The organism is Massilia phyllostachyos, from assembly GCF_021044825.1.
Classification (GTDB): domain Bacteria; phylum Pseudomonadota; class Gammaproteobacteria; order Burkholderiales; family Burkholderiaceae_D; genus Telluria; species Telluria phyllostachyos.
Map to the genome: position 1 here is coordinate 834558 of NZ_JAJNOC010000001.1, position 25395 is coordinate 859952.

At 67.2% G+C, this 25395-nt stretch carries 18 protein-coding genes; 12 read left to right on the top strand and 6 right to left on the bottom strand.

Going from position 1 to position 25395, the window contains the following annotated elements:
* Window positions 1-2 precede the first annotated feature (2 nt).
* From LQ564_RS03570 to LQ564_RS03585, 4 genes are all read left to right on the top strand, one after another.
* Window positions 3-872 (top strand): ABC transporter ATP-binding protein, encoded by an 870-nt coding sequence (locus LQ564_RS03570; RefSeq protein ID WP_231056697.1) that lies wholly within the window; start codon window positions 3-5, stop codon window positions 870-872.
* A complete protein-coding gene (locus LQ564_RS03575) occupies window positions 869-2419 on the top strand; it encodes a hypothetical protein (RefSeq protein WP_231056698.1) in 1551 nt (516 codons plus the stop codon). Before LQ564_RS03570 ends, LQ564_RS03575 begins: the two co-directional genes overlap by 4 nt.
* Window positions 2420-2483: 64 nt before the next feature.
* Window positions 2484-3236, top strand: coding sequence for a DUF2243 domain-containing protein (locus tag LQ564_RS03580; RefSeq protein WP_231056699.1), 753 nt, complete (start codon window positions 2484-2486; stop codon window positions 3234-3236).
* A 12-nt stretch (window positions 3237-3248) separates the two neighbouring features.
* Window positions 3249-4133, top strand: coding sequence for a hypothetical protein (locus tag LQ564_RS03585; protein ID WP_231056700.1), 885 nt, complete (start codon window positions 3249-3251; stop codon window positions 4131-4133).
* On the opposite strand, the gene LQ564_RS03590 is transcribed toward LQ564_RS03585, so the two are convergent.
* Complete coding sequence (locus LQ564_RS03590) at window positions 4130-4717, bottom strand: TetR/AcrR family transcriptional regulator (RefSeq protein ID WP_231056701.1); 588 nt, start codon at window positions 4715-4717, stop codon at window positions 4130-4132. The two genes, LQ564_RS03585 and LQ564_RS03590, sit on opposite strands and share 4 nt — an antisense overlap.
* 86 nt (window positions 4718-4803) lie before the next feature.
* Between LQ564_RS03590 and LQ564_RS03595 the strand changes: the two genes are divergently transcribed.
* Entirely contained in the window at window positions 4804-5547 is a 744-nt protein-coding gene (locus LQ564_RS03595; protein ID WP_231056702.1) for an SDR family NAD(P)-dependent oxidoreductase, read from the top strand.
* 2 nt (window positions 5548-5549) lie between these two features.
* On the opposite strand, the gene LQ564_RS03600 is transcribed toward LQ564_RS03595, so the two are convergent.
* From LQ564_RS03600 to LQ564_RS03610, 3 genes are all read right to left on the bottom strand, one after another.
* Window positions 5550-7340 carry an ABC transporter ATP-binding protein gene (locus LQ564_RS03600; RefSeq protein WP_231056703.1) on the bottom strand — a complete coding sequence of 597 codons (1791 nt, stop codon included), beginning with the start codon at window positions 7338-7340 and terminating at the stop codon, window positions 5550-5552.
* Window positions 7330-9081, bottom strand: a complete 1752-nt coding sequence (locus LQ564_RS03605; RefSeq protein ID WP_231056704.1) for an ABC transporter ATP-binding protein — start codon at window positions 9079-9081, stop codon at window positions 7330-7332. The genes LQ564_RS03600 and LQ564_RS03605 overlap by 11 nt, the downstream gene beginning before the upstream one ends.
* A gap of 112 nt (window positions 9082-9193) precedes the next feature.
* Entirely contained in the window at window positions 9194-9874 is a 681-nt protein-coding gene (locus tag LQ564_RS03610) for a phasin family protein (RefSeq protein ID WP_231056705.1), read from the bottom strand.
* A gap of 194 nt (window positions 9875-10068) precedes the next feature.
* On the opposite strand from LQ564_RS03610, the gene LQ564_RS03615 reads away from it, so the two are divergent.
* The 4 genes from LQ564_RS03615 (at window position 10069) to LQ564_RS03630 (ending at window position 13580) form a co-directional block, all read left to right on the top strand.
* Window positions 10069-11373, top strand: a complete 1305-nt coding sequence (locus LQ564_RS03615; protein ID WP_231056706.1) for an amidohydrolase family protein — start codon at window positions 10069-10071, stop codon at window positions 11371-11373.
* Between the two features lie 76 nt (window positions 11374-11449).
* On the top strand, window positions 11450-11977 hold the full coding sequence (locus LQ564_RS03620; protein WP_231056707.1) for a GNAT family N-acetyltransferase: 528 nt from the start codon (window positions 11450-11452) through the stop codon (window positions 11975-11977).
* Window positions 11974-12498, top strand: a complete 525-nt coding sequence (locus tag LQ564_RS03625; protein ID WP_231056708.1) for a GNAT family N-acetyltransferase — start codon at window positions 11974-11976, stop codon at window positions 12496-12498. The genes LQ564_RS03620 and LQ564_RS03625 overlap by 4 nt, the downstream gene beginning before the upstream one ends.
* An 89-nt stretch (window positions 12499-12587) precedes the next feature.
* Entirely contained in the window at window positions 12588-13580 is a 993-nt protein-coding gene (locus LQ564_RS03630) for a diacylglycerol/lipid kinase family protein (RefSeq protein ID WP_231056709.1), read from the top strand.
* A gap of 54 nt (window positions 13581-13634) precedes the next feature.
* Here LQ564_RS03630 and LQ564_RS03635 read toward each other — a convergent pair whose 3' ends face one another.
* Together LQ564_RS03635 and LQ564_RS03640 are read right to left on the bottom strand one after the other, a co-directional pair.
* Window positions 13635-16526: an MGH1-like glycoside hydrolase domain-containing protein gene (locus LQ564_RS03635; protein WP_231056710.1), complete on the bottom strand. Its 2892-nt coding sequence runs from the start codon at window positions 16524-16526 to the stop codon at window positions 13635-13637.
* The gene (locus tag LQ564_RS03640; RefSeq protein ID WP_231056711.1) at window positions 16523-18376 is read right to left on the bottom strand and encodes a glycoside hydrolase family 13 protein; all 1854 of its coding nucleotides are present in this window, start codon (window positions 18374-18376) and stop codon (window positions 16523-16525) included. Before LQ564_RS03640 ends, LQ564_RS03635 begins: the two co-directional genes overlap by 4 nt.
* A 530-nt stretch (window positions 18377-18906) precedes the next feature.
* Here LQ564_RS03640 and LQ564_RS03645 point away from each other — a divergent pair.
* The 3 genes from LQ564_RS03645 (at window position 18907) to LQ564_RS03655 (ending at window position 25340) form a co-directional block, all read left to right on the top strand.
* Window positions 18907-21816: a TonB-dependent receptor gene (locus tag LQ564_RS03645; RefSeq protein ID WP_231056712.1), complete on the top strand. Its 2910-nt coding sequence runs from the start codon at window positions 18907-18909 to the stop codon at window positions 21814-21816.
* An 88-nt stretch (window positions 21817-21904) separates the two neighbouring features.
* Complete coding sequence (locus LQ564_RS03650; protein ID WP_231056713.1) at window positions 21905-23416, top strand: tryptophan halogenase family protein; 1512 nt, start codon at window positions 21905-21907, stop codon at window positions 23414-23416.
* 142 nt (window positions 23417-23558) lie between these two features.
* Window positions 23559-25340 carry a DEAD/DEAH box helicase gene (locus LQ564_RS03655; RefSeq protein ID WP_231056714.1) on the top strand — a complete coding sequence of 594 codons (1782 nt, stop codon included), beginning with the start codon at window positions 23559-23561 and terminating at the stop codon, window positions 25338-25340.
* Window positions 25341-25395: the final 55 nt, after the last annotated feature.

Below are 25395 nucleotides of genomic sequence, written 5' to 3' on the forward strand. Positions count from 1 at the left end.
CCATGCTCGAGCTGCGCGGCGTCACAAAACATTTTGGCAAGGATGTGAAGGCGGTCGACGATGTCACCCTGTCGCTGGGGCAGGGCGTGGTCGGGCTGATCGGCCACAACGGCGCCGGCAAGTCGACCCTGATGGGGATGATCGCGACGCTCGCGCGCCCGACCTCCGGCCAGATCCTGTTCGACGGCGCCGACATCGCGCGCAGCCCGGACGCCATTCGCAAGCGCCTGGGCTACCTGCCGCAGGACTTCGGCGTCTACCCGAACCTGAGCGCCCTCGAATTCATGCAGTACTTCGCCGCTCTCAAGGGCGTGCGCGATCCCGCCCGCATCCGGCGCCTGCTCGAACTGGTCAACCTGCACGACCAGGCCGATCGTCCCGCCGCCTCGTTCTCGGGCGGCATGCGGCGGCGCCTCGGCATCGCGCAGGCGCTGCTGAACGACCCCGACATCCTGGTGGTCGACGAGCCCACCGCCGGCCTTGATCCCGAGGAGCGCCTGCGCTTCCGTAACCTGCTGGGCGAGCTCGGATACGGCAAGCTGGTGATCCTGTCGACCCACATCGTGTCCGACGTCGAGAGCATCGCCACCGAGCTGGCGATCATGCGCGCCGGCCGCCTGGTGGCGCACGAGACGCCGGACACGATCCTGCGCCGCGCGCGCGGCCAGGTCTGGACCGCCAGCGTGACGGAAGCCGACTACCCGGCCCTGCGCGAGCGCGTCCACGTGCTGCAGGCCCAGCGCCAGGACGGCCGCATGCAGCTGCGCATCGCCCACCCCGAGCTGCCCTGCCTGGGCGCCCGCGAAGCCGAGCCGACCCTGGAAGAAGCGCTGATGGCGCAGCGCTATGCGGCGCAGGAGAAGGCGGCATGATGACGCATCCCTTGTTCCTGCTGGCCGCCAACGAAATGCGGCTGCGCCTGCGCCGCCTGTCGACCCTGGCCGCGGTGCTGGCGGTGGCCGCCGTCACCTGGGCCATGATTCCGGAAACCAGCAGCGGCAGCGCGCTGCTGGTGATGAACGATGCGCGCGTGCTGTACACCAGTTCCGCGCTGGCGATCGGCAGCGCGACCATGGCCAGCCTGCTGTTCAGCCTCGCCGGCTTCTACCTGGCGCGCGGCCGCACCGGCGAAGACCTGCGGAGCGGCATCGGCGGCGTGATCGGGTCCACCACGGCGGGCAATGCGCTGCTGGTGTTGACCCGCTGGCTGGGCGCCATGGCCTGGCTGGTGCTGCTGCTCGGCGCCTTCATGCTGACCACCTTCGCCTGCCACCTGCTGCGCGGCGACGGCCCGATCCAGCCGCTGGTCTACCTGCAGACCTACGCCCTGATGCTGCTGCCGATGGCCTGCTTCGCCGCCAGCTGCGCGGTGCTGTTCGACAGCTGGAGCCCGCTGATGGGCAAGGGCGGCGACCTGCTGTACTTCTGCCTCTGGATGGCGCAGCTGTCGATCGGCGCCTCGATGGCGAAAGACGGCGGCGGTCCGCTGGCGCTGCTGGATTTCACCGGCCTGGCCAACGCCATGGTCGGCCTGCGCAGCCAGCTCGACACCACGGCGCTCGGCATCGGCATGATGACCTTCGACGCCGCCCTGCCACCCATCGAAATCAAGCAGTGGCTGTGGACCGGCGCGATGGCGCGCGAACGCCTGCTGTGCGGCCTGCTGGCGCTGCTGCCGCTGCTGCCGGCCGTGTTGCTGTTCCACCGCTTCTCGCCGGACCGCGTCAGGGCCGGCAAGGCGCGCCGCCGCCGTTCGCCGCTGGCGATCCTCAATGGCTGGCTGCGTCCGCTGGCCCGTCTCGTGCAGCCGCTGCTGCGCCTGGCCGCGCGGCTGCCCGGCCTGCCGGGGCAGGTGCTGGCCGACGCCGGCCTGGTGTTGATGGCGGCGCCGAGCGCGGTCCTGGCCATCGCCGTCTGCCTGGGCGCCGGCCTGGTCTTGCCGGGCGCCGCGCTGCCCGGTCTGGTGGCGGGCGCGGTCGCCTTCTGGGGCATCCTGTGCAGCGAAAGCACGACGCGCGACATCGAAGCCGGCTGCGATGGCCTGAGCGCCGCGGTCCCCGGCGGCGCGCAAGCCCGCTTCCTGCGCCAGTGGGCGGCCGCGCTGCTGCTCGGCCTCCTGTTCACCGGCAGCGTGACGCTGCGCTGGAGTGTCATCGAACCGCTGCGCGCCTTTGCATTGATGGGCGGACTGGTGGCGCTGTCCGGCTGCGCCGCCCTGTTCGGGCTGCTCAGCCGCACGCCGCGCCTCTTCCTCGGCCTGTTCCTGTTCGGTCTCTACGTGGCGATCCAGGCCGGCGGCATCCCGATGATGGACGTGGTGGGCTTCCACGGCGCGGCCACCCCGGGCTCGGCGGCGACCTTCCTCGCGGCCGGACTGGCGGCGGTAGCGGCCGGCATCGCCTGGAGCCGGCGCGGCTAGCGGTGCGTCCCGGGGACGGCGCCGGCGCTATACTGGCCCGCACCTCGTCCTCCGGGAGACCGCGATGTTCAAGACCCCCTGGGGCCGCTGGGGCGCCGTGCTCGGCTTCGCGCTGGGCGGCTTCTTCGACGGCATCCTGCTGCACCAGATCCTGCAATGGCATCACCTGTTGAGCCTGGTGCCGGGGATCGACGACCTGCGCCTGCAGGTGCTGTGGGACGGTTGGTTCCATGCGCTGATGTATCTGATCGCGCTTGCCGGTTTGATCGGCCTGTGGCGTCTGCACCGGCGCGGCGCCGGCGAATGGGGCTGGCCGCTGGTCGGCGCGGTGCTGGTCGGCTTCGGGCTCTGGCACGTGGTCGATACCTTGCTCTCGCACTGGCTGCTCGGCATCCACCGCATCCGCATCGACAGCGACAATCCCTTGGCCTGGGACTTGCTGTGGCTGGTCCTGTTCGGCATCGCGCCGCTGCTGCTCGGCTGGCGCCTGCGGCGCGGCGGGGGAGGACCGGGAATGAGCGGCGCGGCGGCGATGCTGGTGCTCGGCCTGCTGACCTCCGGCGCCGGCGCCTGGGCCATGCTGCCGCCGGCGGAGAACGGCTTCGCCACCGTCGTGTTCGCCCCCGGCGCCGGCCCGCGCGACGTGTTCGCGGCGCTCGACGCCCTGGACGCGCGGCTGGTGTGGAGCGACCGCGCGATGGGCGTGGTGGTGGTCGCGGTGGCGCCGGATCAGCGCTGGGGCTTCTACCGCCACGGCGCGCTGCTGGTGAGCGGGGCAGGGGCGCCGGCCGGCTGCTTCAACTTCGGCAAAGCCTGATACGATGCCCGGATGCGCATCCGTGAACTCGCCATCGGCGCCGTCCTTGCCGCCCTGCTCGCGGGCGGGGTGGTGCTGACCATCCCGTCTCCCACACCGCTGGTCCCGCCGACGCCTGTTCCGGCGCCCATCAAGGTGTCCACACCACCCGAGACCCGGACACCCGCCATCGCGGCCACGCCACCGGCCACCATGAAGGAGCCGGCGGCTTCATGGCGCGAGCTGCATGCGAAATACGCGGCCGCGCCGAACCTGCGCGCCTTCTTCTACGAGACCTTGCGCAAGCCGGATCAGGGCGCGATGTACTACGCCATCAGCGTCCTCCATTCGTGCAGGTTCGCGCTCAAGGATTTCACTCCCGCGCTGTCGGGACCAAGGCGCGCCGCCGCGGCGGCGCTGCAGCAGCGCTGCGATTTCAGCACGTCGGAACTCGAGGATGCGGAACGTGCGCTCACTGCCGTGCGCGAACTGGGTCCGCGCGACGACGTCCTGTCGAACAGCATGTTCGACTACATCGCCGCCGACAGCCTCGAAGCGCGGGAAAAGGTTTTGCTGGCCGCTTTCGAGCAAGGCAACCCGGAAATCATCGCGGCCTTGATCGCGCCGGCCGTCAAGGATGGCATGCCCGCGCAGACGACGCCGGAAGAGCCGACGGCGCTCGGCCTGCCCTTTGGTTCCCTGCTGGTCGCCTGCCGCCTCGGTGCGGATTGCGGGCCCGGTTCGGTCCGCACGCTGGAACTGTGCATGGAAAAAGGCTGGTGCGCCGTCAGCATTCCCGCCGCCCTGCGGCAGGGCCTGGGCAAGGATTACGCCGTGGTCGACCGGGTGGCCACGCGGGTGCTGGACGACATCCGGCGCCGCGATGCGCGGCGCCTGGCCGTCCTGCGAAACCGCTAGCGCCTCATCGATTCCGCTTTTTGGTCCCTGTTTTTAACGCTGATGCCATTCAGGAACAAGTCGACCAAATGCCCGATGCGCATCGTCGATGAACGGTCATGTTCGATTGCAATGGAAATCGCGGTCACCACGTAAATGACATCGTCGTAAGTGACGTCGCGGCGGATGACACCGGCCTCGTGCCCACGCCGAAGCAGCCGTTGTCCTTCGGCGGTGATCGCATTGCATCCAGGCGTCCCACACTGAATGACTGTACCGATCGATGCGGCAAGGCTCCGATAAGTGCTCGTGTCCCTGGCAAGCTCTTCAAGGTATGCCCTTACCGCATCGACTGGAGCGAGATGTGCGTCGCGCGCACCGCTGCTTTCTGCCAGCGCCAGGAAGCGCTCGTTGCTGGTGGCTGCCAGCAAGGCCTCGCGCGTGGGAAAGCGGCGATACAGCGTTCCGATGCCAACACCGGCACGCTTGGCGACTTCTTCGAGCGGGACATTCGCTCCTTTTTCCAGGAAAAGCGCCTCGGCGGCTGACAGGATCAGTTCACGATTTTTCTGCGCGTCGGCCCGGAGGGCAGGTTCATCACTCACTATTTTCCTCTTTCACTTGTCAAGTGGAGGATACCTCCATATTATAAGTGGAGCAATCCTCCACTTAATGAAAAGGGCTACCAGGAATGATGAAGCGTTTCGAAAACAAGGTTGTGGTCATCACGGGAGGCAGTGACGGCATCGGTCTCGCAACGGCAAAATTGTTTGCGATCGAGGGTGCGCACGTGACGATCACGGGACGCCGGCGCGAACTGCTCGACGAGGCCGTGAAGGAGATCGGTCATGGGGCGGTGGGTGTGCAAGGTGACGTCGCCAACCCGGCCGATGTCGCCCGGCTGTACGAAATGATCCAGCGCGACCACCAGCGTGTCGATGTCGTGTTCGCCAATGCCGGCAGGTACGAGGTCGTTCCACTCGATGCGATCGACGATGCGCACTTCGACGCAATCTTCGACGTCAACGTGAAAGGGATGGTGTTTACGGTGCAAAAAGCGCTGCCGCTGATGGCAACGGGAAGCGCTATCGTCCTCAACGGCTCCATCGCCGGTAGCAAGGGCTTGCCGGGCCAGTCGCTTTATAACGCCAGCAAGGCGGCGGTGCGCTCGTTCGCCCGAAGCTGGACGAACGACTTGAAGGAGCGCGGCATTCGCGTGAACGTGGTCTCGCCCGGTGGAACGGAAACGCGCCTCATCCGGAGCTACCTTGATTCGCAACCCGAAGTCGAAGCCGCGCTGAAGCAAAGCGTTCCGCTCGGGCGCCTGGGCGAACCGGACGAGGTGGCACGCGCGGTCCTGTTCCTGGCATCGAGCGAGAGCAGCTTCGTCGCTGGACACGAGCTGTTCGTCGATGGCGGTGTCGCCGCGGTGTAGCCTTACATCGCGATCTGCTGCAGCAGATACAGCCGCTGGTACAAGCCGCCCTCGATGCGCATCAGGTCCTCGTGCGAGCCGGCCTCCGTGATGCGGCCGTGGTTCAGCACCACGATGCGGTCGGCCGCGCGGATGGTCGACAGGCGGTGCGCGATCGCGATGATGGTCACCTTGCCGCGCAGCTCCTCCAGCGCTTCCTGCACGATCTGCTCGGTGGCGCTGTCGATGCGCGAGGTCGCTTCGTCCAGCAGCAGGATGCGCGGCTGGCCGGCCAGGGCGCGCGCGATCGCCACCAGCTGCTTCTGGCCCGAGGACAGGCGCGAGCCGCCTTCGCCGAGCTGGGTCTCGTAACCCTGCTCCAGCGCCGCGATGAAGCCGTGCGCATGCGCCGCCCGCGCCGCCGCCTCGATGCGCTCCAATGGCAGGCCGCGTCCCATGTCGATGTTCTCGCGCGCGGTCGCGGCCAGGATGAACGGGTCCTGCGGCACCAGGCCGACCTCGTTGCGGAAGCGCTCGTTGCCGATCGAGGCCAGCGGCAGGCCGCCGATCTCGATCGTGCCCTCGTCCGCCGTGTAGTAGCGCAGCAGCAGCGAGAGCAGGGTCGACTTGCCGCTGCCGGTGTGGCCGACGATGCCGAAGAAGGCGCCCTGCGGGATGTCGAGCGAGACGTCGTGCAGCACCCGCTGGCCTTCCATGTAGGCGAAATTCACATGGCGCACGCTGACCGCCGGCGCGGTGGTGTCGAAGGCGGCGGCGTTCTCCAGCCGTCCGGCCAGGTGCTCGGCCGCGCCGCCTTCTTCCAGCAGGGTGGAGACGCGCGCGGTCGCCACCACCGCCTGCTGCAGGCCGCTGAACTGCATGGTGATCTGGATCAGCGGCTCGACCACCCGCGCGATATAGCTGATGAAGGCGTACAGCACGCCGACTTCCACCGCGTTCATCTCGCGCTGGCCGAAGCCGTAGATGACGATGGTGAGCAGCACCACGTTCAGCAGGTCGAGCGCGGGTCGCAGCAGGAAGGCGTTGGCCTTCAATTCAGCCAGGCGCGCGACACGGTGGGCGCGGTTGGTGTTGAGGAAGCGCTCGCCGAAGCGCTTCTCGGCATTGCTGGACTGGAGCACCGACATGCCGCCGATCGACTCGGCCATCTGGCCGTTGATGTCGCTGCGCAGCGCGCGGGCGCGCGTCACCGCCGGCGCCGACAGGCGCTGGTAGAGCCAGACGATGCCGACCACCGCCGGCACCAGCGCCAGCACCACCAGCATCAGGCGCCAGTCGAGCCAGGCCATGGCGATCATGGTGCCGACCAGGACGATGGTCGAATCGAGCATCACGAACAGCACCTGGATGTAGAGCGTCTTGACCGCTTCGGTATCGTTGGTCACGCGGCTCACCAGCTGGCCGGTGATGGCGCGGTCGAAAAACGCCATCGGCAGGCGCAGCACGTGCTCGTAGACCCACTCGCGCAGGCGCCGCACCGAGCGCATCGCCAGGCCGGACAGGCGGATCAGCTGCAGGTAGCGGATCCACGACGAGGCCCAGCCGGTGACGACCAGGCCGCCCAGCAGCAGCGACATGCGCGGCCAGTCGAGGTTCCTGGTGAGCAGGTGGTCGTCGATCAGCAGCTTGCCCAGCAGCGGGCCGACCACTTCGAGGGCGGCCGCGATGACCAGCCAGAAGGTGGCCCAATAAAGGTGGCGCTTGTCGGGTTCGGCGGCGCGGCGCAGCAGGCCGGCGGCCTCCCGCGTCTGCACGCGCATGTCCTTGGCTTCTTCTTTTTGTTCAATCGGCATCGATGCTTGCCTCGAGTTGTTGGTAGCGCCACTGGCTGGCATACCAGCCATCCAGTTGCAGCAGTTCGTCATGGGTGCCGGATTCCGTGATGCGGCCGTCGCGCAGCACCACGATGCGGTCGGCGCCAGCCACGGCGGACAGGCGGTGGCTGGCGATGATGGCGGCGCGTTCCGGCCGCGCTGCGCGCAGTTCGTCGAGGTGTTCGAGGATGCGGGTCTCGGTGCCGGTGTCCACGGCCGACAGCGCATCGTCGAGCAGCAGCAGGGAACTGTCGGCCAGCAGGGCGCGCGCGATCGCCACGCGCTGGCGCTGGCCGCCCGACAGGGTGATGCCCTTTTCGCCCACCGGCGTGTCGTAACCGAAGGGGAAGCGCAGGATGTCGTCGTGGATCGACGCCATTTGCGCCGCTTCTTCGACTTCCGCACGCGAGGCGCCGGGGCGGGCCAGGGCGATGTTCTCGGCGATGGTGCTTGAAAACAGGAAGGATTCCTGCGGCACCCAGCTCATGGCGGCACGCAGCGCTTCGAGACGGTAGGCCGTCAGGGGCTCGCCCGCCCAAGTGACCGTGCCGCTCTGCGGCGTAGCCTGGCGCAGCAGCACGCGCAGCAAGGTCGACTTGCCGGCGCCGGTGGGGCCGACCAGGCCCAGGGTCTGGCCCGGTTCCACCGTCACCGAGACCTTGTCCAATGCGGGGCGCTCGGCGTCGCGATAGGCGAAGCTGACGCCGTCGAGCGCCAGCGCGCCGCGCCCGATGGACCCCAGCGTGCCCTTGTCTTCGACCGTCAGCGGCGCGTCCAGCAGCGGCTGCAGGCGGTTCAGGCCCGCGCGTCCGCGCTCGATCAGCGACAGCACCCAGCCGGCCGCGAACATCGGCCAGATCAGCTGGCCCAGGTACATCGTGAAGCTGGTGAGGTCGCCCACCGTCAGCTCGCCGTTCCAGACCAGGTAACCGCCCAGGCCGAGCGTGAGGCCGGTGGCCGCGGTCAGGGTCAGGCCGACGGCCGGCTCATAGGCCGCTTCCCAGCGCTGCGCGTTCAGGCTCGCATTGGCCGCATTGCCGGCCAGTTCGCTGAACTGCGCCGAGCTGCGCGCTTCCAGGCCGAGGGCGCGCAGGGTGCGCACGCCGGACAGCGATTCCTGCACGTGGTCGTTCAGCGCCGAGAAGCGTTTCAATGCGTCGGCTTCGGCATGGTGGACCTGGGTCGAGATGCGCCAGAAAGCGAAGGCCATCAGCGGGAAGGGCAGCAGGGCGACCCCGGCCAGGCGCGGGTCGACGCCGAGGGTCATGATGCCGAGCACCATGACCAGGGTCAGCGTGCCGTCGAAGCCGGCCAGCATCGCTTCGCCGGCCGCCATCTCGATGGCGTCGATGTCGTTGGTGGCCAGGGCCATCAGGTCGCCGGTGCGCTGGCGCTGGTAGAAGCCGGGGCCCTGGCTTGCCAAGCGCGCGTACAGGCGGGTGCGCAGCTCGACGCCGAGGTTGTAGGCGGCCGAATACAGGCGGATGCGCCAGCCGACCCGCAGCACGTAGATGGCGACGCCGAGGCCGAGCAGCTGGGCCAGGCCGAGCATCAGCGCGCGCTGGTCCAGGCTGTGCGCGGCCAGGCCGTCGATGAGGGCGCCGACCTTGCGCGGAATCAGGACGGTACAGATCGCCACGCCGGCCAGCATGAAGGCCGACGAGACATAGGCCGGCCAGTGACGGCGGACGAAGCCGCCGATCAGCCTTGCGAGACTCATGCAGTGTTTCCTTGGAGATTTTTGCGCCCAAAAACAAAAGCGGGCCGAAGCCCGCTAGTGTAGTCGTTTTGCCACTCAGGCGCAGCGCGGCGCCCCGTGTGTCATACCTGCATTATTTCTTGCGGCGCGGGGAGGTCGGCGCCAGTTGCACCTTCGGTGTTTCGACCTCGTCCGCAGCAGGGATCGGCGCGGCGGCGGGGTGCGGCACCACGGCGGCGCGCGCCGCGCCCTTGCCGACGGCCTTGACGATGGCTTTCGGCTCGGCTACCGGGGCCGGCTCGGTCGCCGTGACGATCAGCTCGACAGCCGGTTCCGGCTCGGCAACCACAACCGGCTCCGCCGGGGGCGTCCCGGCGAGCACCGGCGCGGCCGCTTCGACGGCGGGCGCGGGCGTCTCGACGACCGGCTCTGGTAGGGGCGCCGGCGCAAGGACCGGCTTGAACGCCACGGTTTCGATATCGTTGCCAGCCGGGGCCTGCGTCGGCGCGCGCAGCGCATACGGACGGATGCCGCCGGCGATATTCATCAGTTCGCGGCCGTAGCTGAACAGGCTGCGCACCTGTTCCTCGGCATGTCCGCCCAGCATCAGGAGATCGCGCGGATCTTTCGAGGCGAACAGGGCGGTGGCGGTGCGCGCCGAGCGCTCCAGGGTGTCGCGCGAGGTCGCCAGGTTCAGGGCGGCGACCCGGCTGGCGCTTTCGAACGCCTGGTTGGCGAAGGACTGGAAGATGTCGAAGCCGGCTTCGAACTGGGCCTTGCGTGCTGCGGAGAATTGCTCGGGAAGCGAAGTCATACGGATTCCTTTTTGAATTATGGCGCACTGCAATATCGGCTAGTGTAGCCATGATTCGGCTCGCTTGCAAAGGCGTTCTGCTTTAATTTGCAACAAACTTATTGCAGTGCAGCATGTGTCGTGCGCCGTTCATCCTGAAGCGGACCGATCCTGAAGGAAATCGCTACAATCGGGAAAACAACAGGAGGAACCCCATGGATCTCGTGATTCGGAATGCGACCTTGCCGGACGGCAGCCACGGCATCGACATCGGCATCGAAGGCGAGCGCATCGTCGCGGTGGAGCAAAGGATGCGCGCCCAGGGCGCCCGCGAAATCGATGCGGACGGTGACCTGGTCAGCCCGCCCTTTGTCGACGCCCATTTCCACATGGATTCCGTACTCAGCTATGGTTTGCCGCGCGTCAACCAGAGCGGGACCTTGCTCGAAGGCATACGCGTCTGGGGCGAACTGAAACCCCAGCTCAGCCAGGACGCGCTGGTCGAACGCGCCATGCGCTACTGCGACTGGGCGGTGGCGCGCGGCCTGCTGGCGATCCGCACCCACGTCGACGTCTGCGACGAGCGCCTGCTGGCGGTCGAGGCCCTGCTCGACGTCAAGCGCCGCGTCGCGCCCTACCTCGACCTGCAGCTGGTGGCCTTCCCCCAGGACGGCCTGCTGCGCAGCCCTGGCGCCTTCGACAACCTGAAGCGCGCCATCGCCATGGGCGTCGACGTGGTCGGCGGCATCCCGCACTTCGAGCGCACCATGGCGCAGGGCGCCGAATCGGTGCGCCTGCTGTGCGAGTTCGCGGCCGACAAGGGGCTGCGCGTGGACATGCACTGCGACGAGACCGACGACCCGATGTCGCGCCACATCGAGTCGCTGGCGTACGAGACCCAGCGCCTCGGCCTGCAGGGCAGGGTGGCCGGCTCGCACCTGACCTCGATGCATTCGATGGACAACTACTACGTCAGCAAGCTGCTGCCCCTGATCGCGGAAAGCGGGGTCGCGGCGATCGCCAACCCGCTGATCAACATCACCCTGCAGGGCCGCCACGACAGCTACCCGAAGCGGCGCGGCATGACCCGGGTGCCGGAGCTGATGGCGGCCGGCGTCGACGTCGCCTTCGGCCACGACTGCGTGCTCGACCCCTGGTACGGCATGGGCTCCGGCGACATGCTGGAAGTGGCGCACATGGGACTGCACGTGGCGCAGATGACCGGGGTCGAGGCGATGGCGGCCTGCTTCACCGCCGTCACCGAGACGCCGGCGCGCATCCTCGGCCTGGAAGACTACGGCATCGCGACCGGGCGCTACGCCGACATGGTGCTGCTCGACGCCGGCTCGCCGGTGGAGGCGATCCGCCTGCGCGCGGCGCGCAAGCTCGTGGTGCGGCGCGGGGCCATCGTGTCGGAGACAGCACCAAGCCAGGCCACCTTGCACCTGCCCGGCAGGCCTGCCGCCACCGATTTCCGCATTCCCGCGGCGGGTACGCAGGCGGGTACTCACAATAGGTAACAATATTGTACGAAACCCGGCGCGGTTTGGCGCTAGAATAGGCCGTTTTCCAGTCTACTCTGGCGCTTCCGACTCCGTGAAAGACATGCAGATCCGCCCCGCCGGCGACCAGGACTTCGATGCGATGTGGAGCATCTTCTGCGCCCATCTCGCCACCGGCGAAAGCTATCCCTTCACCACCGCCACCTCGCGCGACGCCGGCCATGCCTACTGGTTCGGGCAGGGCGTGTCGAGTTTCGTCGCGACCTCGAACGGCGGGCGCGTGCTCGGCATGTACCGCCTGCTGTCCAACCAGGTCGGGCGCGGCCACCACGTGGCCAACGCCTCCTTCATGGTCAGCCCCTCGGCGCAAGGCGCCGGCGTGGGCCGCATGCTGGGCGAGCATTGCCTGGGCGAGGCGCGCGCCCAGGGCTACCTCGCCATGCAGTTCAACCACGTGGTGAGCACCAATACCGCCGCCGTGCGCTTGTGGAAAAAACTCGGCTTCTCGATCGTCGGCACCCTGCCCAAGGCCTACCGCCACCGGCGTCTCGGCTACGTGGACGCCTACGTGATGTACCAGCTGCTGCAGGACCCGGACCACTGGCCGACGGTGGACGCGTGAGCGAGGTCCTGCGCACCGCGCGCCTGCGCCTGCGCGTGGCCGATGCGAACGACGCCGCCTTCTACCTCGCCCTCGTCAACGACCCCGATTTCATCGCCTATATCGGCGACCGCGGCCTGCGCACCCTGGACGCGGCGGCGCGCGCGATCGAGGACGGCCCGGTGGCGATGCAGCGCACCCGCGGCCACTCGCTGTATATCGTCGAGCGCATCGAGGACGGCCAGCCGGTCGGCATGTCGGGCCTGATCAAGCGCGACACCCTCGACGACGTCGACATCGGCTACGCTTTCCTGCCGGCACATCGCGGCTGCGGCTATGCCTTCGAGTCGGCGCAGGCGGTCGCCGCGCATGCGGCCAGGATCGGCATTGCCCGCCTGGTGGCCATCACCAATCCCGCCAACGCGGCGTCGATCGGCCTGCTGCGCAAGCTGGGCATGGACTTCGAGCGTTTCGCCGTGCTGGTGGCGGGGCAGCCGGGCGTGAACGTCTACGGCATGGCCTTGCTACGCCGCGAAAGCTGAGCGCTGTGTGCGTTGGCTGACGCAGCGCGGCAAGCGCCGGTGGTAGGATTGCGGTGCCTGAATGTCCACCACTTGTCACCGAGCCAGCGATGCCCTTCGAATCTCCCCCCGAGCCGCGTCCCGACGCGCCCATCTTCATCGTCCTGAATGCCGGCTCGGGCCATTCCGAAACGGCGATACGGCGCTCGACCATCGAATCGGTGCTGGCCGCCGCGGGCCGCGCCTGCCATCTGGAGATGGTCGACGACCCGGCGCGGCTGCAGGACATCGCGCGCGACATGGCGCAGAAAGCCTTGCAGAGCGACGGCATCCTGGTGGCGGCGGGCGGTGATGGCACCATCAATACCGTGGCGCATGAAGCGGTGCTGGCCGGCTGCATCTTCGGCGTCTTGCCGCAGGGCACGTTCAACTATTTCGGACGCACCCACGGGATTCCCGAAGACCTGGCCGAAGCCGTGTACTCGCTGCTGCGCGCGCGCGTGCGGCCGGTGCAGGTGGGCCTGCTCAACAACAAGATCTTCCTCGTCAACGCCAGCGTCGGCCTGTATCCGAAGCTGCTCGAAGAGCGCGAGCACGACAAGCAGCAATACGGCCGCAGCCGCGTGGTCGCCTTCTTCTCCGCGATCAAGATGGCGTTGCGCCCGCACCGCCACCTGCGCATCACCCTCGAGCAGGACGGCAAGGAACGCCGCCTGCGCACGACCACCCTGTTCGTCGGCAACAACCGCCTGCAGCTGGAGCAGGTGGGCATGGAGGGGCTGACCGAGGCGGTGGAAGAGGGCCAGCTGGTCGCCATCGCGCCGCGTCCGATGGGCAAGCTGGGCCTGCTCGGCCTGCTGGTGCGCGGGATGCTGGGGCGGCTCAAGGATGCGGACGTCGAGGCCTTCGCCTTCAAGCGCCTGACGGTGCGCACGCCGGCGGTGTATGGCCGCAAGCGCCTGAAGGTGGCCGCCGACGGGGAGGTGAGCCAGATGGCGATGCCGCTGGAGTTTCGTGTGCTGGAAGGGAGACTGGCGCTCATGGTGCAGGGGGCGTCGCGCAAGGAGGCAAGGGCGGTGTCGGCCGGGGCGGAAGACGAGTAATCCGTTGGCTCGGAGACCGTCGCACCGGCGAAGGCCGGTGCGACGGATCGGCGGTTAACGGCTGGTGCGGAGCAGTCGGATGCCCATGATGTCGAAGCGGTTGTACGGCCCCTTTGCTCCACCAGCCCCACTGAAGCTGCTGTTACTCTCCAGGTAGCTCATATTATAGAAATCGCTCATCTCGATCCGATAGCTGCCCTTTGCCAGCTGCGCCGCCAGCGGCGTCGAATACGCCACCGGCGTATCCGCCTTCGCCACCGGCGCATGCGGCATCTGGATCACGCCCTGCGCCACCGTCTTGCCGGCCGCGTTCTTCACGGTCAGCCACTTCACCCCATTGCTGATCCCCAGGTTCACCAGGTTGGCCGCGTTGTGATAGCGCAGCTGCACCTGGTAGCGCCCCGGCGTGCCCACCTCGATGCGCTCGACGGCGAAGCGGTCAGCCGGCTGGCCCCAGCCGGCAATGCGCGGCATCGTGAACTGCGCGTCCGGCGCAACCGGCTTGATGTTCGAGACGATGCGCGGATCGGTGACGGGGATCTCGATGTTGTCGCCCACGCAGCGCGGGACGCTGTGGTGGCTGCGGTTGCCGGTGGCCGGGAAGCGCGCCTCCATGGCGTAGCAGGCGGTGGCGCTGGCGGATGTGTCGCGCCACTCGCCGGCCGGCAGGGCGTCGGCTGCCAGCTTGCCGTCGCGGTAGACGCTGTAGACCGCGCCCTGCTCCGCGCCGCCCGGTTCGAACGGCACCGTGACGGCGCCGCCGTCGCGCGCGAGCCCGAGGATGAGCGGCTCGCGCGGGCCGAAGGTGGCGCCGTCCGCTGCATACGGGTCGTCCTGCACGCGGCGGATCGCCTGCTGGCCCGCTTGCAGGCTGCCGAGCACGATCTCGATGTCGTTGTGCTCGCCCAGCTGCCGCAGCCGGATCGTGTCCTGCGCCGGCTTGCCGTTCAGGAGAATGCGCTCCACCGCATAGTAGCCGTCCTCCCGGCTGGCCGCGGGGAGGCGCAGGCGCACGTCCAGGCGCTTGCCATGCAGGCGCAGGTCCTGCAGCGCGATCTCCTTGGCGCCGCCAAAATACTCGCGGCGCAGCTTCGCCGTCACGAAAGGCTTCAAGGCGATGCCGTCGTCGCGCGCCGAGACGCCGAAGACGTTGGTGACCACCATGCCGATATAGGCGCCGACGGACCACAGCTGGCGGCGTGAATTGATCACCGGCCCGATCAGCGAGGGATTGACTTCGTCGAGCAGCAGGGGCTGGCCGGACAGCCACTCGAGGTTCTCCATGTTCGACAGGTTCAGCGCCGCGCCGCGCATCAACGTGGCGTAGGCCGCGTCGGCCACCGCGACGTTGCCCGCCTGCGCCGCCGCCCGCAGGCCATAGCCGGTAACAAAAGGCCAGATGGCGCGGTTGTGGTAGACCGGCATGCCGGGCTGCTGGGGCCAGATGACCGGCGCGCCCATCGGGCCGTGCGGGTAGTGCGCCAGGATCGAGCGCGCCTGGTCTGCATCGGCCACGCCGGTGACGATGGCCAGCGCCAGGCCGAGCCAGTCGAACTTGTGCAGCGGCGCGCCGTCGAGGTAGCCGGCGGTCAGGCTGCTGTACATGCCGGCGTCCTTCAGCCACAGCTGCTCGTTGATGGCGCGCTTGAGCTGCGCCGCCCAGCCCTCGTAGCGCTGCGCGCGCGCCGCGTCCTTGTGTTCGCGCGCCAGCCGCGCCGCCAGGGTGAGCGCCTGGTAGTGCGTGACGTTGGTCGACAGCGACTTCGAGGTCGACATCGCCGCCAGCTGCGTCGGCATCCAGGCCGCGTAGCTCTGGTCGCGCCAGTCGAGGAAGGATTGTTCTCCGTTGTACAGGCCGGTCTGCGCGTCGAAGGCCGCGATGCGGTCGTTCTCGATGGTGTTCGACAGGGCCTGCAGCGCACGCCGTGCAAAGGCCGCGCGCTCGCTTGCCGGCAGGGTGCGCAGGGTTTCCTCGGCCGCGAAGGCCCAGCTCATGCGGTCGGTGCTGACCGGCCAGCTGCCGCCGCTGCCTGTGTCCTGCACGATCTGCAGGCCGTCCTTCGTGCCCGCGATCTGCGGCGCGATCGGGACGCCCGCGCGCCAGCCGGACAGTTTGAAATCGAGCGAGTTGCGCACCCGCTGCGGGTCGAGCAGGGCCAGGCCCAGGTCGGCCGCATAGGAGAGGTCGCGGGTCCAGACGTAGTGCCACTTCTCGCCGGTGGCGAAGCAGTCGCAGGGTATCGCGGCGCCGCCGTTGTAGTTGCCGTCACGGATCTGGCTCACCGAGTCCTGGCGCATCTCGTGGCCGGCCAGCGCGAACAGGGCGTCGAAGGCCAGGTTGCCGGTGCGGATGCGCGGCAGGCCGGCCTCCTCGCGATACGTCACGTGCTGCGGGCCGGGGTCGCGCAGGTTCATGCTGCTCGAGTGGGTATAGCTGCGCAGCCGCGCCTGCGGATCGGGCGAGGAGAAGCGGGCGGTTTCCTGCCTGCCGTCCCAGGTCGGCCAGTCCAGGGCGACGACGGGGCGGCCCGCGTGCGGATCGGCGGCGCCGGCGGTTGCCTGATCCGCCAGGCGCACGATGCGCAGCTGCGGCGCGGCCGGGTCGCGTGTGTCGACCGTGAAGCGGTAGGTGCCGGTCCGGCGCACGAACAGGTAGTCCTCGGGGCCGGAACGGGTCTCGAGCCGGTAGGGCTTGTCGGGCGCCACGGTGACGCTTTGCGTGCTGTCGACCACCCACTCGTCGCTCCAGTCGCCGCTGCCGACCTTGAAGGCGTGGTTGCCGGGGCCGACCAGGATGTCGGCTTCGTAGACCTGGTCGGCCTTCCTGGTGAGCGCGTTATCGGTGCCCCAGCCGTTGAAGGCGCCGCGCACGTACAGGTGCTTGTCCTGGGCGGCAGCCGGCAGGCAGGCGAGGAGGGCGGCAAGGGCCAGTACACGGCGCATCATCGGGCGGCCTCCAGTTCCAGCACCACGCTGGCCATCGCCGGCAGGCGCAGTTCGCGCCGCAGGTCGAAGCGGCGGCCGCTCAGCACGTCGACGCCGCCCGGCACATCTGCCAGCATCTCGCGGAAGCGCGCGGTGTCGAGCACCATCTCCTTCGGGTTGTTGTTGAAGGCGACCAAGACCTTCTTGTCGCCCTGGTAGCGGAAGTAGACCCAGGTATTGTCGCGCGGGCCGAAGTGCATCATCTTCCCGTGGTGGATCAGCGGCTGATTCTTGCGCCAGGTGGCCAGCTTGCGCACCAGGTCCTGGGCGGCGCGCTGCTGGGCGCCGAGTCCCTTGCCGGTGAAGGCGTCGACCTTGTCGCCCTCCCAGCCGCCGGGGAAGTCGCGGCGGTAGCTGGCGTCGTCGCGCTGTTTCGTTGCGCTGGTCATCAGGATCTCGTCGCCGGTGTAGAGCTGCGGAATGCGCGGCATCGTCATCAGGAACACCATCATCATGCGGTAGCGGTCGAAGTCCTCGCCCACCACGCTCCAGATGCGCGACATGTCGTGGTTGGCCTCGAACAGCACCAGGTTGCCCGGTTCCGGGTACAGGTAGTCGAGCGAGAGCGTCTCGTAGACTTCGTTGAACACGTTGTGGCCCTTGGTGTCGGCCAGCGCGGTGCGCATGGCTTCGGCCACCGGGAAGTCCATCAGGCTCGGCGTCGAGGCGCGGTAGCCGTCGAAGTTGTCCTTGCCGCGCTGCCAGCGCGCCACCACCGGCGGGCGCGTGCTCCACTCTTCGCCGACCAGGTTCAGCTTCGGGTATTCCTGCATCAGGCGGCGCGTGTACTCGGACAGGAAAGCGCCGTCCGAATAGCCGAAGGTGTCGATGCGCAGGCCCGAGAGGCCGGCGTATTCGATCCACCAGATATTGTTCTGGATGAGGTAGTTGGCGACCAGCGGATTGCTCTGGTTCAGGTCCGGCATGTTCTTGACGAACCAGCCCCGCGTGAAGTTGTCGGCGTCTTCCTTCGAGGCGTACGGATCCTGCACCGCGGTGCGGTGGTGGTGGGTCGGCACGAATTGCCCGCCGTAGTTGATCCAGTCCGAGGTCGGCATGTCCTTCATCCACCAGTGCGCACTGCCGATATGCGACAGCACCACGTCCTGGATCAGGCCGATGCCGCGCTTCTTCGCTTCCACCGAGAGACGCCGGAAGTCTTCGTTGCTGCCGTAGCGCGGGTCGATCCGGTAATGATCGGTGGCGGCGTAGCCGTGATAGGAGAAGCCCGGCATGTCGTTCTCGACCAGCGGCGTCGGCCATAGCTGGGTGAAGCCGAGGTCGCGGATGTAGTCGAGACGCTTGATCATGCCGGCGATGTCGCCGCCGTGGCGGCCGCCGGGGTTGGCGCGATTCGCCTTTTCGCGGGTGTCCGTGGTGCTGTCGTTGGACGGGTCGCCGTTGGCGAAGCGGTCCGGCATCACCTGGTAGATGGTGTCGCTGCTATTGAAGCCGACGCGCTGGGCGGAACCGGGCTCGCGCGCCAGCAGGCGGTAGGTATACGACGTCGGGCGTGCGGCGCCCTTGAAGACGATGTCGAAGCTGCCGGGCTTCGCATCCTGGCCGATCTCGAGGTCGATGAACAGATAGTTCCGGTTCGGGACGCGGGTCACGGTGGCGATGCGCACGCCGGGGAAGGTGAGTGACGGTTCGAGCGCGGCGATGCCCTCGCCATGCACCATCAGTTGCAGCCCCTTGTGCTGCATGCCGGTCCACCAGAACGGCGGCTCCATGTGGGCAATGGCAGGGGACTGGGCGGAAGCGGCGAGCGAGGCGCCGCCGAGCAGGAGGAGGGTGAGGAGTTGTCTCATGATGGTAGGGACCTCCTGTTCCAGCGTAGTCAGACTACAGTACAGCGCTGTGCATGCTGGACAAGAGAGTTGCCCTTTCTGGTTGTATTGCCTGGAGAATACTACGGAAGTAGTCGAGGTACAAAAATGTGGCAAGTTCGATATCTAGTCAAAGTACAGATTTCCTTTTGTAAATGCCAATTGTCGGTCTAGCCCGTCGAATAGCCGCGTGCCGCTCGCTGAGCTGAATTGCACCGTCTTGGTGCATTTCAATGCATTTTGCTTAAAAATTCATCGTTTGTAGTAGGACTACAACCCTCTGTATGCACCGTTGTAGCCCAAATACAACGTGCGCTCTGTGTTTTTATGACGATTTTCTGAGAAACATGCCATTATCGTAGTAACAAGCAACTCCCGTTGACAGTGCATCTAGTTTTAATACAGAATCCTCGACAGAACGTTGCATTACGTTTACTTGAGGCTGCCGGTGCAAGCTGCCTGACGCGCTGTAGTTTCGGGAAAAAAATTATTGGTCTTTATTGAGGGGACAAATGAGTATCTTCGCAACCAAGCGCGCCGCTGAGCCGGTCCGCCAAGCCTTCCTGCTGAGCCCGGTCGCCGCCGGCTGCGCAGTCTTCCTGTCCGTGTTCGCCGGCAGCGCCTACGCGCAAACCCAGGACAACACGACGACCACTACCAGCGCTACGTCGAGCGTCGCCACCGCGCCGAATTCGGCCGAGCAGGCGGCCACCGCCGCCGAGCCGACCCCGCCGGGCGCGACTTCGAACGCCAACGGCCAGGTCTCGACCGTGACCGTGACCGGTATTCGCCGCGGCATCGAGGCGGCGATCTCGATCAAGAAGAATTCCAATTCGATCGTCGAAGCCGTGTCGGCCGAAGACATCGGCAAGCTGCCGGACCAGAGCGTCGCCGAATCGATTTCGCGCCTGCCGGGCGTGGCCGTGCAGCGCGGCCGCAGCTCGGGCAAGGCTGCGGAGATCTCGGTGCGCGGCCTCTCGCCGAGCTTCAACGGCACCCTGCTGAACGGCCGTGAAATGGCCTCGACCGGCAATGCCCGTTCCCCCGAGTTCGACCTGTTCCCGGCCGAACTGATGGGTTCCATCATGATCTACAAGACCCCGGACGCGACCGTCGTCGGCCAGGGCCTGGCTTCGACCATCGACCTGCGCACCGTGCAGCCGCTTGACTTCGGCAAGCGCACCGTCGCCGTCAGCTACAAGAAGAGCCGCCTGGGTGTGAAGCAGCGCGACGGCCTGCCGGAAGGCGATGGCGACCGCTACACCTTGTCCTACATCGACCAGTTCGCGAACCGCACCATCGGTGTGGCGGCTGGCTTCACCCGCTATGAAGAAATGGGCGGCGGCCAGGCCAAGTTCAATTCCTGGGGCACCGCGACCATGCCGTACAACGGCGTCGACGTGAAGACCCCGGGTGGCTTCGGCTACGACACCGAAGTCGGCTCGCACAACCGCGACGGCGCCTTCGCTTCGCTGCAATGGCGCCCGAACCGCAACTTCAAGTCGACCGTCGACCTGTTCTACTCTGCCGGCGAAACCGGCCTGAAGAAGACCGGCTTCGAAGGCGGCGTCGCCTACAACGGCGGCGGCACCTACGAGCTGCCGCACGTGCTGAGCAGCGCGACCGTCGCCAACGGGGTCGCCACCAGCGGCACCATCAGCAACTGGAAGGGCGTGGTCCGCAACCACTACGAAGGCAACGAGGACGACCTCAAGACCATCGGCTGGAACAACGAGCTGAAGATCGGCGACTGGACCACCGCGGCCGACCTGACCTGGTCGAAGGCCACCAAGCTGGGTTCGCGCTACGAGACCACCGCCGGCATCGCCGGTCGCGCCCAGGATACTCTGCGCTACAGCGGCTTCGACGGCGGCAACGTCACCCAGGTGAAGTACACCCCGGGCTCGAACTACGCCGACCGCAACATCGCGCGCCTGACCGACGTGATGGGCTGGTCCGGCGGCGAAGCTTCGCCGCAGGCCGGCTACCTGGCCCAGCCTTACGTCGAGGACCAGGTCAAGGCCGTGCGCCTGACCGCCAAGAAGGCTGTCGAGTGGGGCCCGATCACCGGCACCACCTACGGCTTCAACCACACCTCGCGCGACAAGTCGCGCACCGGCGACGAAGGTCGCCTGGTGATCAAGGGCGGCAGCGGCCCGTACGCGGCGGTTGGCGTGCCGGGCAGCGATGTCGCCCAGGCCGGCGCTTCCGGCTTCAACGTGGTGTCGTGGGATCCGCGCGGTTCGCTCGGCACCGTCTACGAGCTGGCCAACAAGGTCGACGCCGACATCTACAACAAGTTCTGGGACGTTTCCGAGCGCATCAACACCGCCTACTTCATGGGCGACCTGGACGGCGAGCTGTTCGGCCTGAACTACCGCGGCAACGTGGGCCTGCAGGCAATCCACACCCGCCAGACCGGCGGCGGCTACGTGATCGACAAGGCGCGTTGCGTCGGCAATACCGCGCAGACCTGCCCGGCCCAGCGCGTCAGCGATGGCGACAGCTACTGGGACGTCCTGCCGAGCCTGAACGTAAGCTTCGACCTGGGCAATGACCAGGCGCTGCGCTTCGGCGCCGCCAAGGTGGTCTCGCGCGCCAACCTGGACGACCTGCGCGCCGGCCAGAACTTCGGCCTGGCGACCCAGGGCGTGTCGATCCTGACCGGCAGCGGCGGCAACCCGCAGCTGAAGCCGTTCCGCGCCAAGCAGCTCGACCTGTCGTACGAGAAGTACTTCGGCAACAAGGGCTACATCAGCGCCGCGGTCTTCTACAAGAAGCTCGACACCTACATCCTGCGTGCGCCGCGTGCGTTCAACTACGCGCCGTACATCACGCCGACCACCCCGCTGCCGACCACCGGTCCGTTCGCGGGTTCGACCCAGGGCCTGTTCACCCAGCCGACCAACGGCGACGGCGGCAACATCAAGGGCTACGAGCTGGCGGTCAACGTGCCGTTCTCGATGGTCTCGGAGTACCTGGACGGCTTCGGCGTGATGGTCAACCACTCCGACACCCGTTCGGGTATCGAGCTGCCGGAAATCGGCTTCGCGAACGTGAACGGCGACTCGGTCACGATCCCGTTGCCGGGTCTGTCGCGCAAGGTCAGCAACCTGCGCCTGTACTACGAGAAGAACGGCTTCCAGATCGCCGCCGCGGCGCGCAAGCGTTCGAGCTTCCTGGGCCAGGTGTCCGACTTCCAGGACAACCAGCAGCTGACCTTCATCAAGGGCGACACCATCGTCGACCTGCAGGTGTCCTACGAAGTGCAGTCCGGCTGGCTGAAGGGCGTGAGCCTGTTCGCCCAGGCGCAGAACTGGAACAACGCACCGTTCCTGGAGTACACCACCGACGAGAACAATCCGTCGAACCGCGTGGACTATGGCCGCACCTACCACTTCGGCGCCAGCTACAAGTTTTAAGCTGAGCTGAACTGAGGTAAAGTATCGACCCCTGCCGGACTTCGGTCCGCCAGGGGTCGATTTTCGTCATACGCACCGGGTAACGAACATGACTACTGAACCAATCAAGGACATCGTCATCGTCGGCGGCGGCACCGCCGGCTGGATGACCGCGGCCGCACTGTCGACCGTTCTCAATGGCCGCTACAACATCCGCCTGGTCGAATCCGACGAGATCGGCATCGTCGGCGTCGGCGAAGCGACGATCCCGATGATCCAGCGCTTCAACCGCGTGGTCGGCATCGACGAGAACGAATTCATGCGCGAGACCCAGGGGAGCTTCAAGCTCGGGATCGAGTTCGTCAACTGGGGCAAGCTCGGCGAGCGCTACATGCACGGCTTCGGGCGCCTGGGCCAGGACCTGGCCACGCTGCCCTTCGACCAGTATTGGCAGAAGATGCGCCGCGCCGGCAAGGCCGCGCCGCTCGAGCAGTATTCGATCACGCGCATGGCGGCCAAGGCAAACAAATTCATGCCGCCGCGCTTCGATGTGCAGAATTCGCCGCTGCGCGACATCGCTTATGCCTACCACTTCGACGCCAGCCTGTACGCGAAATACCTGCGCAAGCTGTCCGAAGCGCGCGGCGTGACCCGCATCGAAGGCAAGATTACGCGCGCGACCCAGCGCGAAGGCGACGGTCATATCGATGCGGTTGAACTCGAAAACGGCACGCGCGTCGAGGGCGAGCTGTTCATCGACTGCTCGGGCTTCCGCGGCCTGCTGATCGAACAGACCCTGCAGACTGGCTTCGAGGACTGGACCGGTTGGCTGCCGGCCGACCGCGCGCTGGCCGTGCCCTGCGAGTCCGCGCCGAGCATCACGCCTTATACCCGCGCGACCGCCCACAAATCAGGCTGGCAGTGGCGCATCCCGCTGCAGCACCGCACCGGCAACGGCCACGTCTACTGCAGCCGCTTCATCAGCGACGACGAAGCGGCGAGCACGCTGCTGGCCAACCTGGACGGCAAGGCGCTGGCCGAGCCGCGCCTGATCAAATTCCAGACCGGCATGCGCAAGCTCGCCTGGAACCGCAACGTCGTGGCCCTCGGCCTGGCCAGCGGTTTCCTCGAGCCGCTCGAGTCGACCAGCATCCACCTGATCCAGTCGGGCATCCAGCGCCTGCTGGACTTCTTCCCGGACCGCGGCTGGAGCAGCATCGACCGCGACGAGTACAACCGCCAGTCGCGCTTCGACTACGAGCGCATCCGCGACTTCATCATCCTGCACTACCACCTGAACCAGCGCACCGATTCCGCCTACTGGACGGAATGCGCGAACATGGCGATTCCCGACACGCTGCGCCACAAGATGGCGATGTACCGCGCGCATGGCCGCGTGGTCCGGGTCGACAACGAGCTGTTCTCGGAAGTCGGCTGGATCCAGGTGCTGGAAGGGCAGAACATGCCGATCGACGGCTACCATCCGCTGGCCGACGTCCAGTCGGAAGCCGACATCGCCGAGTACCTCGAGAGCGTGCGCGGCGTGATCGCCAAGTGCGTGGAGGTGATGCCGACGCACGACGCCTACATCGCCAGGATGTGCGCGGCGAAGAAGATGTAGCCCCGACCCTGTATCATGTGCGACCCCATGCGTCGTCGGCGCATGGGGTTTTTTGCTTTTAACCCCGTTCCAAATAGTGCCCGCCCTCTTTGAACAAGAGAGTAAACTGGCGCTTTCGTGTATTTAATTTGAAAGTTTTGCAATGTCTGACACTCCTACCCCGTCGTTTTCCGACCTCGATATCTCCGCGCCCGTCCTCAAGGCGCTGAAGGAAGTCGGTTACGAAACGCCGTCGCCGATCCAGGCCGCCACCATTCCGCTGCTGCTGGCCAACCGCGACGTGCTGGGGCAGGCCCAGACCGGCACCGGCAAGACCGCCGCCTTCGCCCTGCCGATCCTGTCGCGCATCGACATCAAGCAGGCGACCCCGCAGGCGCTGGTGCTGGCGCCGACGCGCGAGCTGGCGATCCAGGTCGCCGAGGCCTTCCAGAGCTATGCCGCCCACATCAAGGGTTTCCACGTGCTGCCGATCTACGGCGGCCAGAGCTACGGCCCGCAGCTGTCGGCGCTGCGCCGCGGCGTGCACGTGGTGGTGGCGACCCCGGGCCGCGTGATCGACCACATCGAAAAAGGCTCGCTCGACCTGTCGCAGCTGAAGACCCTGGTGCTGGACGAAGCGGACGAGATGCTGCGCATGGGCTTCATCGACGACGTCGAGCACATCCTGCAGCAGACCCCGGAAGGGCGCCAGACCACGCTGTTCTCGGCCACCATGCCGCCGGCGATCAAGCGCATCGCCAAGACCTACCTGCGCGATCCGGCCGAGGTGACCGTCGCCGCCAAGACCGGCACCGCCGAGAACATCACCCAGCGCTACTGGCTGGTCGCCGGCATGCAGAAGCTCGACGCGCTGACCCGCATCCTGGAAGCCGAGCCCTTCGACGGCATGATCATCTTCGCCCGCACCAAGCTCGGCACCGAAGAACTGGCGACCAAGCTGCAGGCGCGCGGTTTCGCGGCGGTGGCCATCAACGGCGACATGGCCCAGCAGGCGCGCGAACGCACCATCGACCAGCTCAAGACCGGCAAGATCGACATCCTGGTCGCGACCGACGTCGCCGCCCGCGGCCTGGACGTGGAGCGCATCAGCCACGTCATCAACTACGACGTGCCGTCCGACCCGGAAAGCTACACCCACCGCATCGGCCGCACCGGCCGCGCCGGCCGCAGCGGCGACGCGATCCTGTTCATCACCCCGCGCGAGCGCGGCCTGCTCAAAGCGATCGAGCGCGCCACCCGCCAGCCGGTCGCGCCGCTGCAGCTGCCGACGGTGAAGGCGGTCAACGAAGTCCGCATCGCCAAGTTCAAGGAGCAGATCGCGGCCACGCTGGCCGAGGGCGGCCTGGACGTGTTCCGCACCCTGGTCGAAGACTACGAGCGCGAACAGAACGTGCCGGCGGTCGACATCGCCGCGGCCCTGGCCAAGCTGGCGCGCGGCGACGTGCCGCTGCTGCTGGAAAAGCCGGACCGCGAGCCGAAGCCGGAGCAGTCCCGTGCCGACTTCGCCCCGCGCGAGCAGGGCGCCTGGGAAGATCGCGCGCCGCGTGCGACGCGCGAACCGCGTGACCCCGGCTTCAAGAAGGAACGCGTGGTGCGCGAGCCGGAACCGGGCATGGCCACCTTCCGCATCGAAGTCGGCCACCAGCACGGCGTCAAGCCGGGCAATATCGTCGGCGCGATCGCCAACGAAGCCGGCATGCCGGCCAAGTACATCGGACGCATCGAGATCTACGACGACTACAGCACGCTCGACCTGCCGGACGACATGACGCCCGACCTGATCGACCACCTCAAGACGGTGTGGGTGGCGGGGCAGCAGCTGAACATGACGCGCGATGGGGTCGAAGCGCCGATCTCGGTGGCGCCGAAGAAGAAGTTCTTCAAGAAGGATGCTGCTGCCAAGAAGCCGCATCGTAAAGGCTGACGGGTTCCTGTCTTACCCGCGCCCTTTGAACGTCGTCCCGGCGAAGGCCGGGACC

Coding starts and splice junctions, on each gene's coding strand:
- LQ564_RS03630 (WP_231056709.1), top strand. CDS start 12,588: ATGCCCTTCGAATCTCCCCCCGAGCCGCGTCCCGACGCGCCCATCTTC.
- LQ564_RS03645 (WP_231056712.1), top strand. CDS start 18,907: ATGAGTATCTTCGCAACCAAGCGCGCCGCTGAGCCGGTCCGCCAAGCC.
- LQ564_RS03600 (WP_231056703.1), bottom strand. CDS start 7,340: ATGCCGATTGAACAAAAAGAAGAAGCCAAGGACATGCGCGTGCAGACG.
- LQ564_RS03640 (WP_231056711.1), bottom strand. CDS start 18,376: ATGAGACAACTCCTCACCCTCCTCCTGCTCGGCGGCGCCTCGCTCGCC.
- LQ564_RS03605 (WP_231056704.1), bottom strand. CDS start 9,081: ATGAGTCTCGCAAGGCTGATCGGCGGCTTCGTCCGCCGTCACTGGCCG.
- LQ564_RS03650 (WP_231056713.1), top strand. CDS start 21,905: ATGACTACTGAACCAATCAAGGACATCGTCATCGTCGGCGGCGGCACC.
- LQ564_RS03655 (WP_231056714.1), top strand. CDS start 23,559: ATGTCTGACACTCCTACCCCGTCGTTTTCCGACCTCGATATCTCCGCG.
- LQ564_RS03610 (WP_231056705.1), bottom strand. CDS start 9,874: ATGACTTCGCTTCCCGAGCAATTCTCCGCAGCACGCAAGGCCCAGTTC.
- LQ564_RS03635 (WP_231056710.1), bottom strand. CDS start 16,526: ATGATGCGCCGTGTACTGGCCCTTGCCGCCCTCCTCGCCTGCCTGCCG.
- LQ564_RS03570 (WP_231056697.1), top strand. CDS start 3: ATGCTCGAGCTGCGCGGCGTCACAAAACATTTTGGCAAGGATGTGAAG.
- LQ564_RS03595 (WP_231056702.1), top strand. CDS start 4,804: ATGATGAAGCGTTTCGAAAACAAGGTTGTGGTCATCACGGGAGGCAGT.
- LQ564_RS03615 (WP_231056706.1), top strand. CDS start 10,069: ATGGATCTCGTGATTCGGAATGCGACCTTGCCGGACGGCAGCCACGGC.
- LQ564_RS03585 (WP_231056700.1), top strand. CDS start 3,249: ATGCGCATCCGTGAACTCGCCATCGGCGCCGTCCTTGCCGCCCTGCTC.
- LQ564_RS03580 (WP_231056699.1), top strand. CDS start 2,484: ATGTTCAAGACCCCCTGGGGCCGCTGGGGCGCCGTGCTCGGCTTCGCG.
- LQ564_RS03575 (WP_231056698.1), top strand. CDS start 869: ATGATGACGCATCCCTTGTTCCTGCTGGCCGCCAACGAAATGCGGCTG.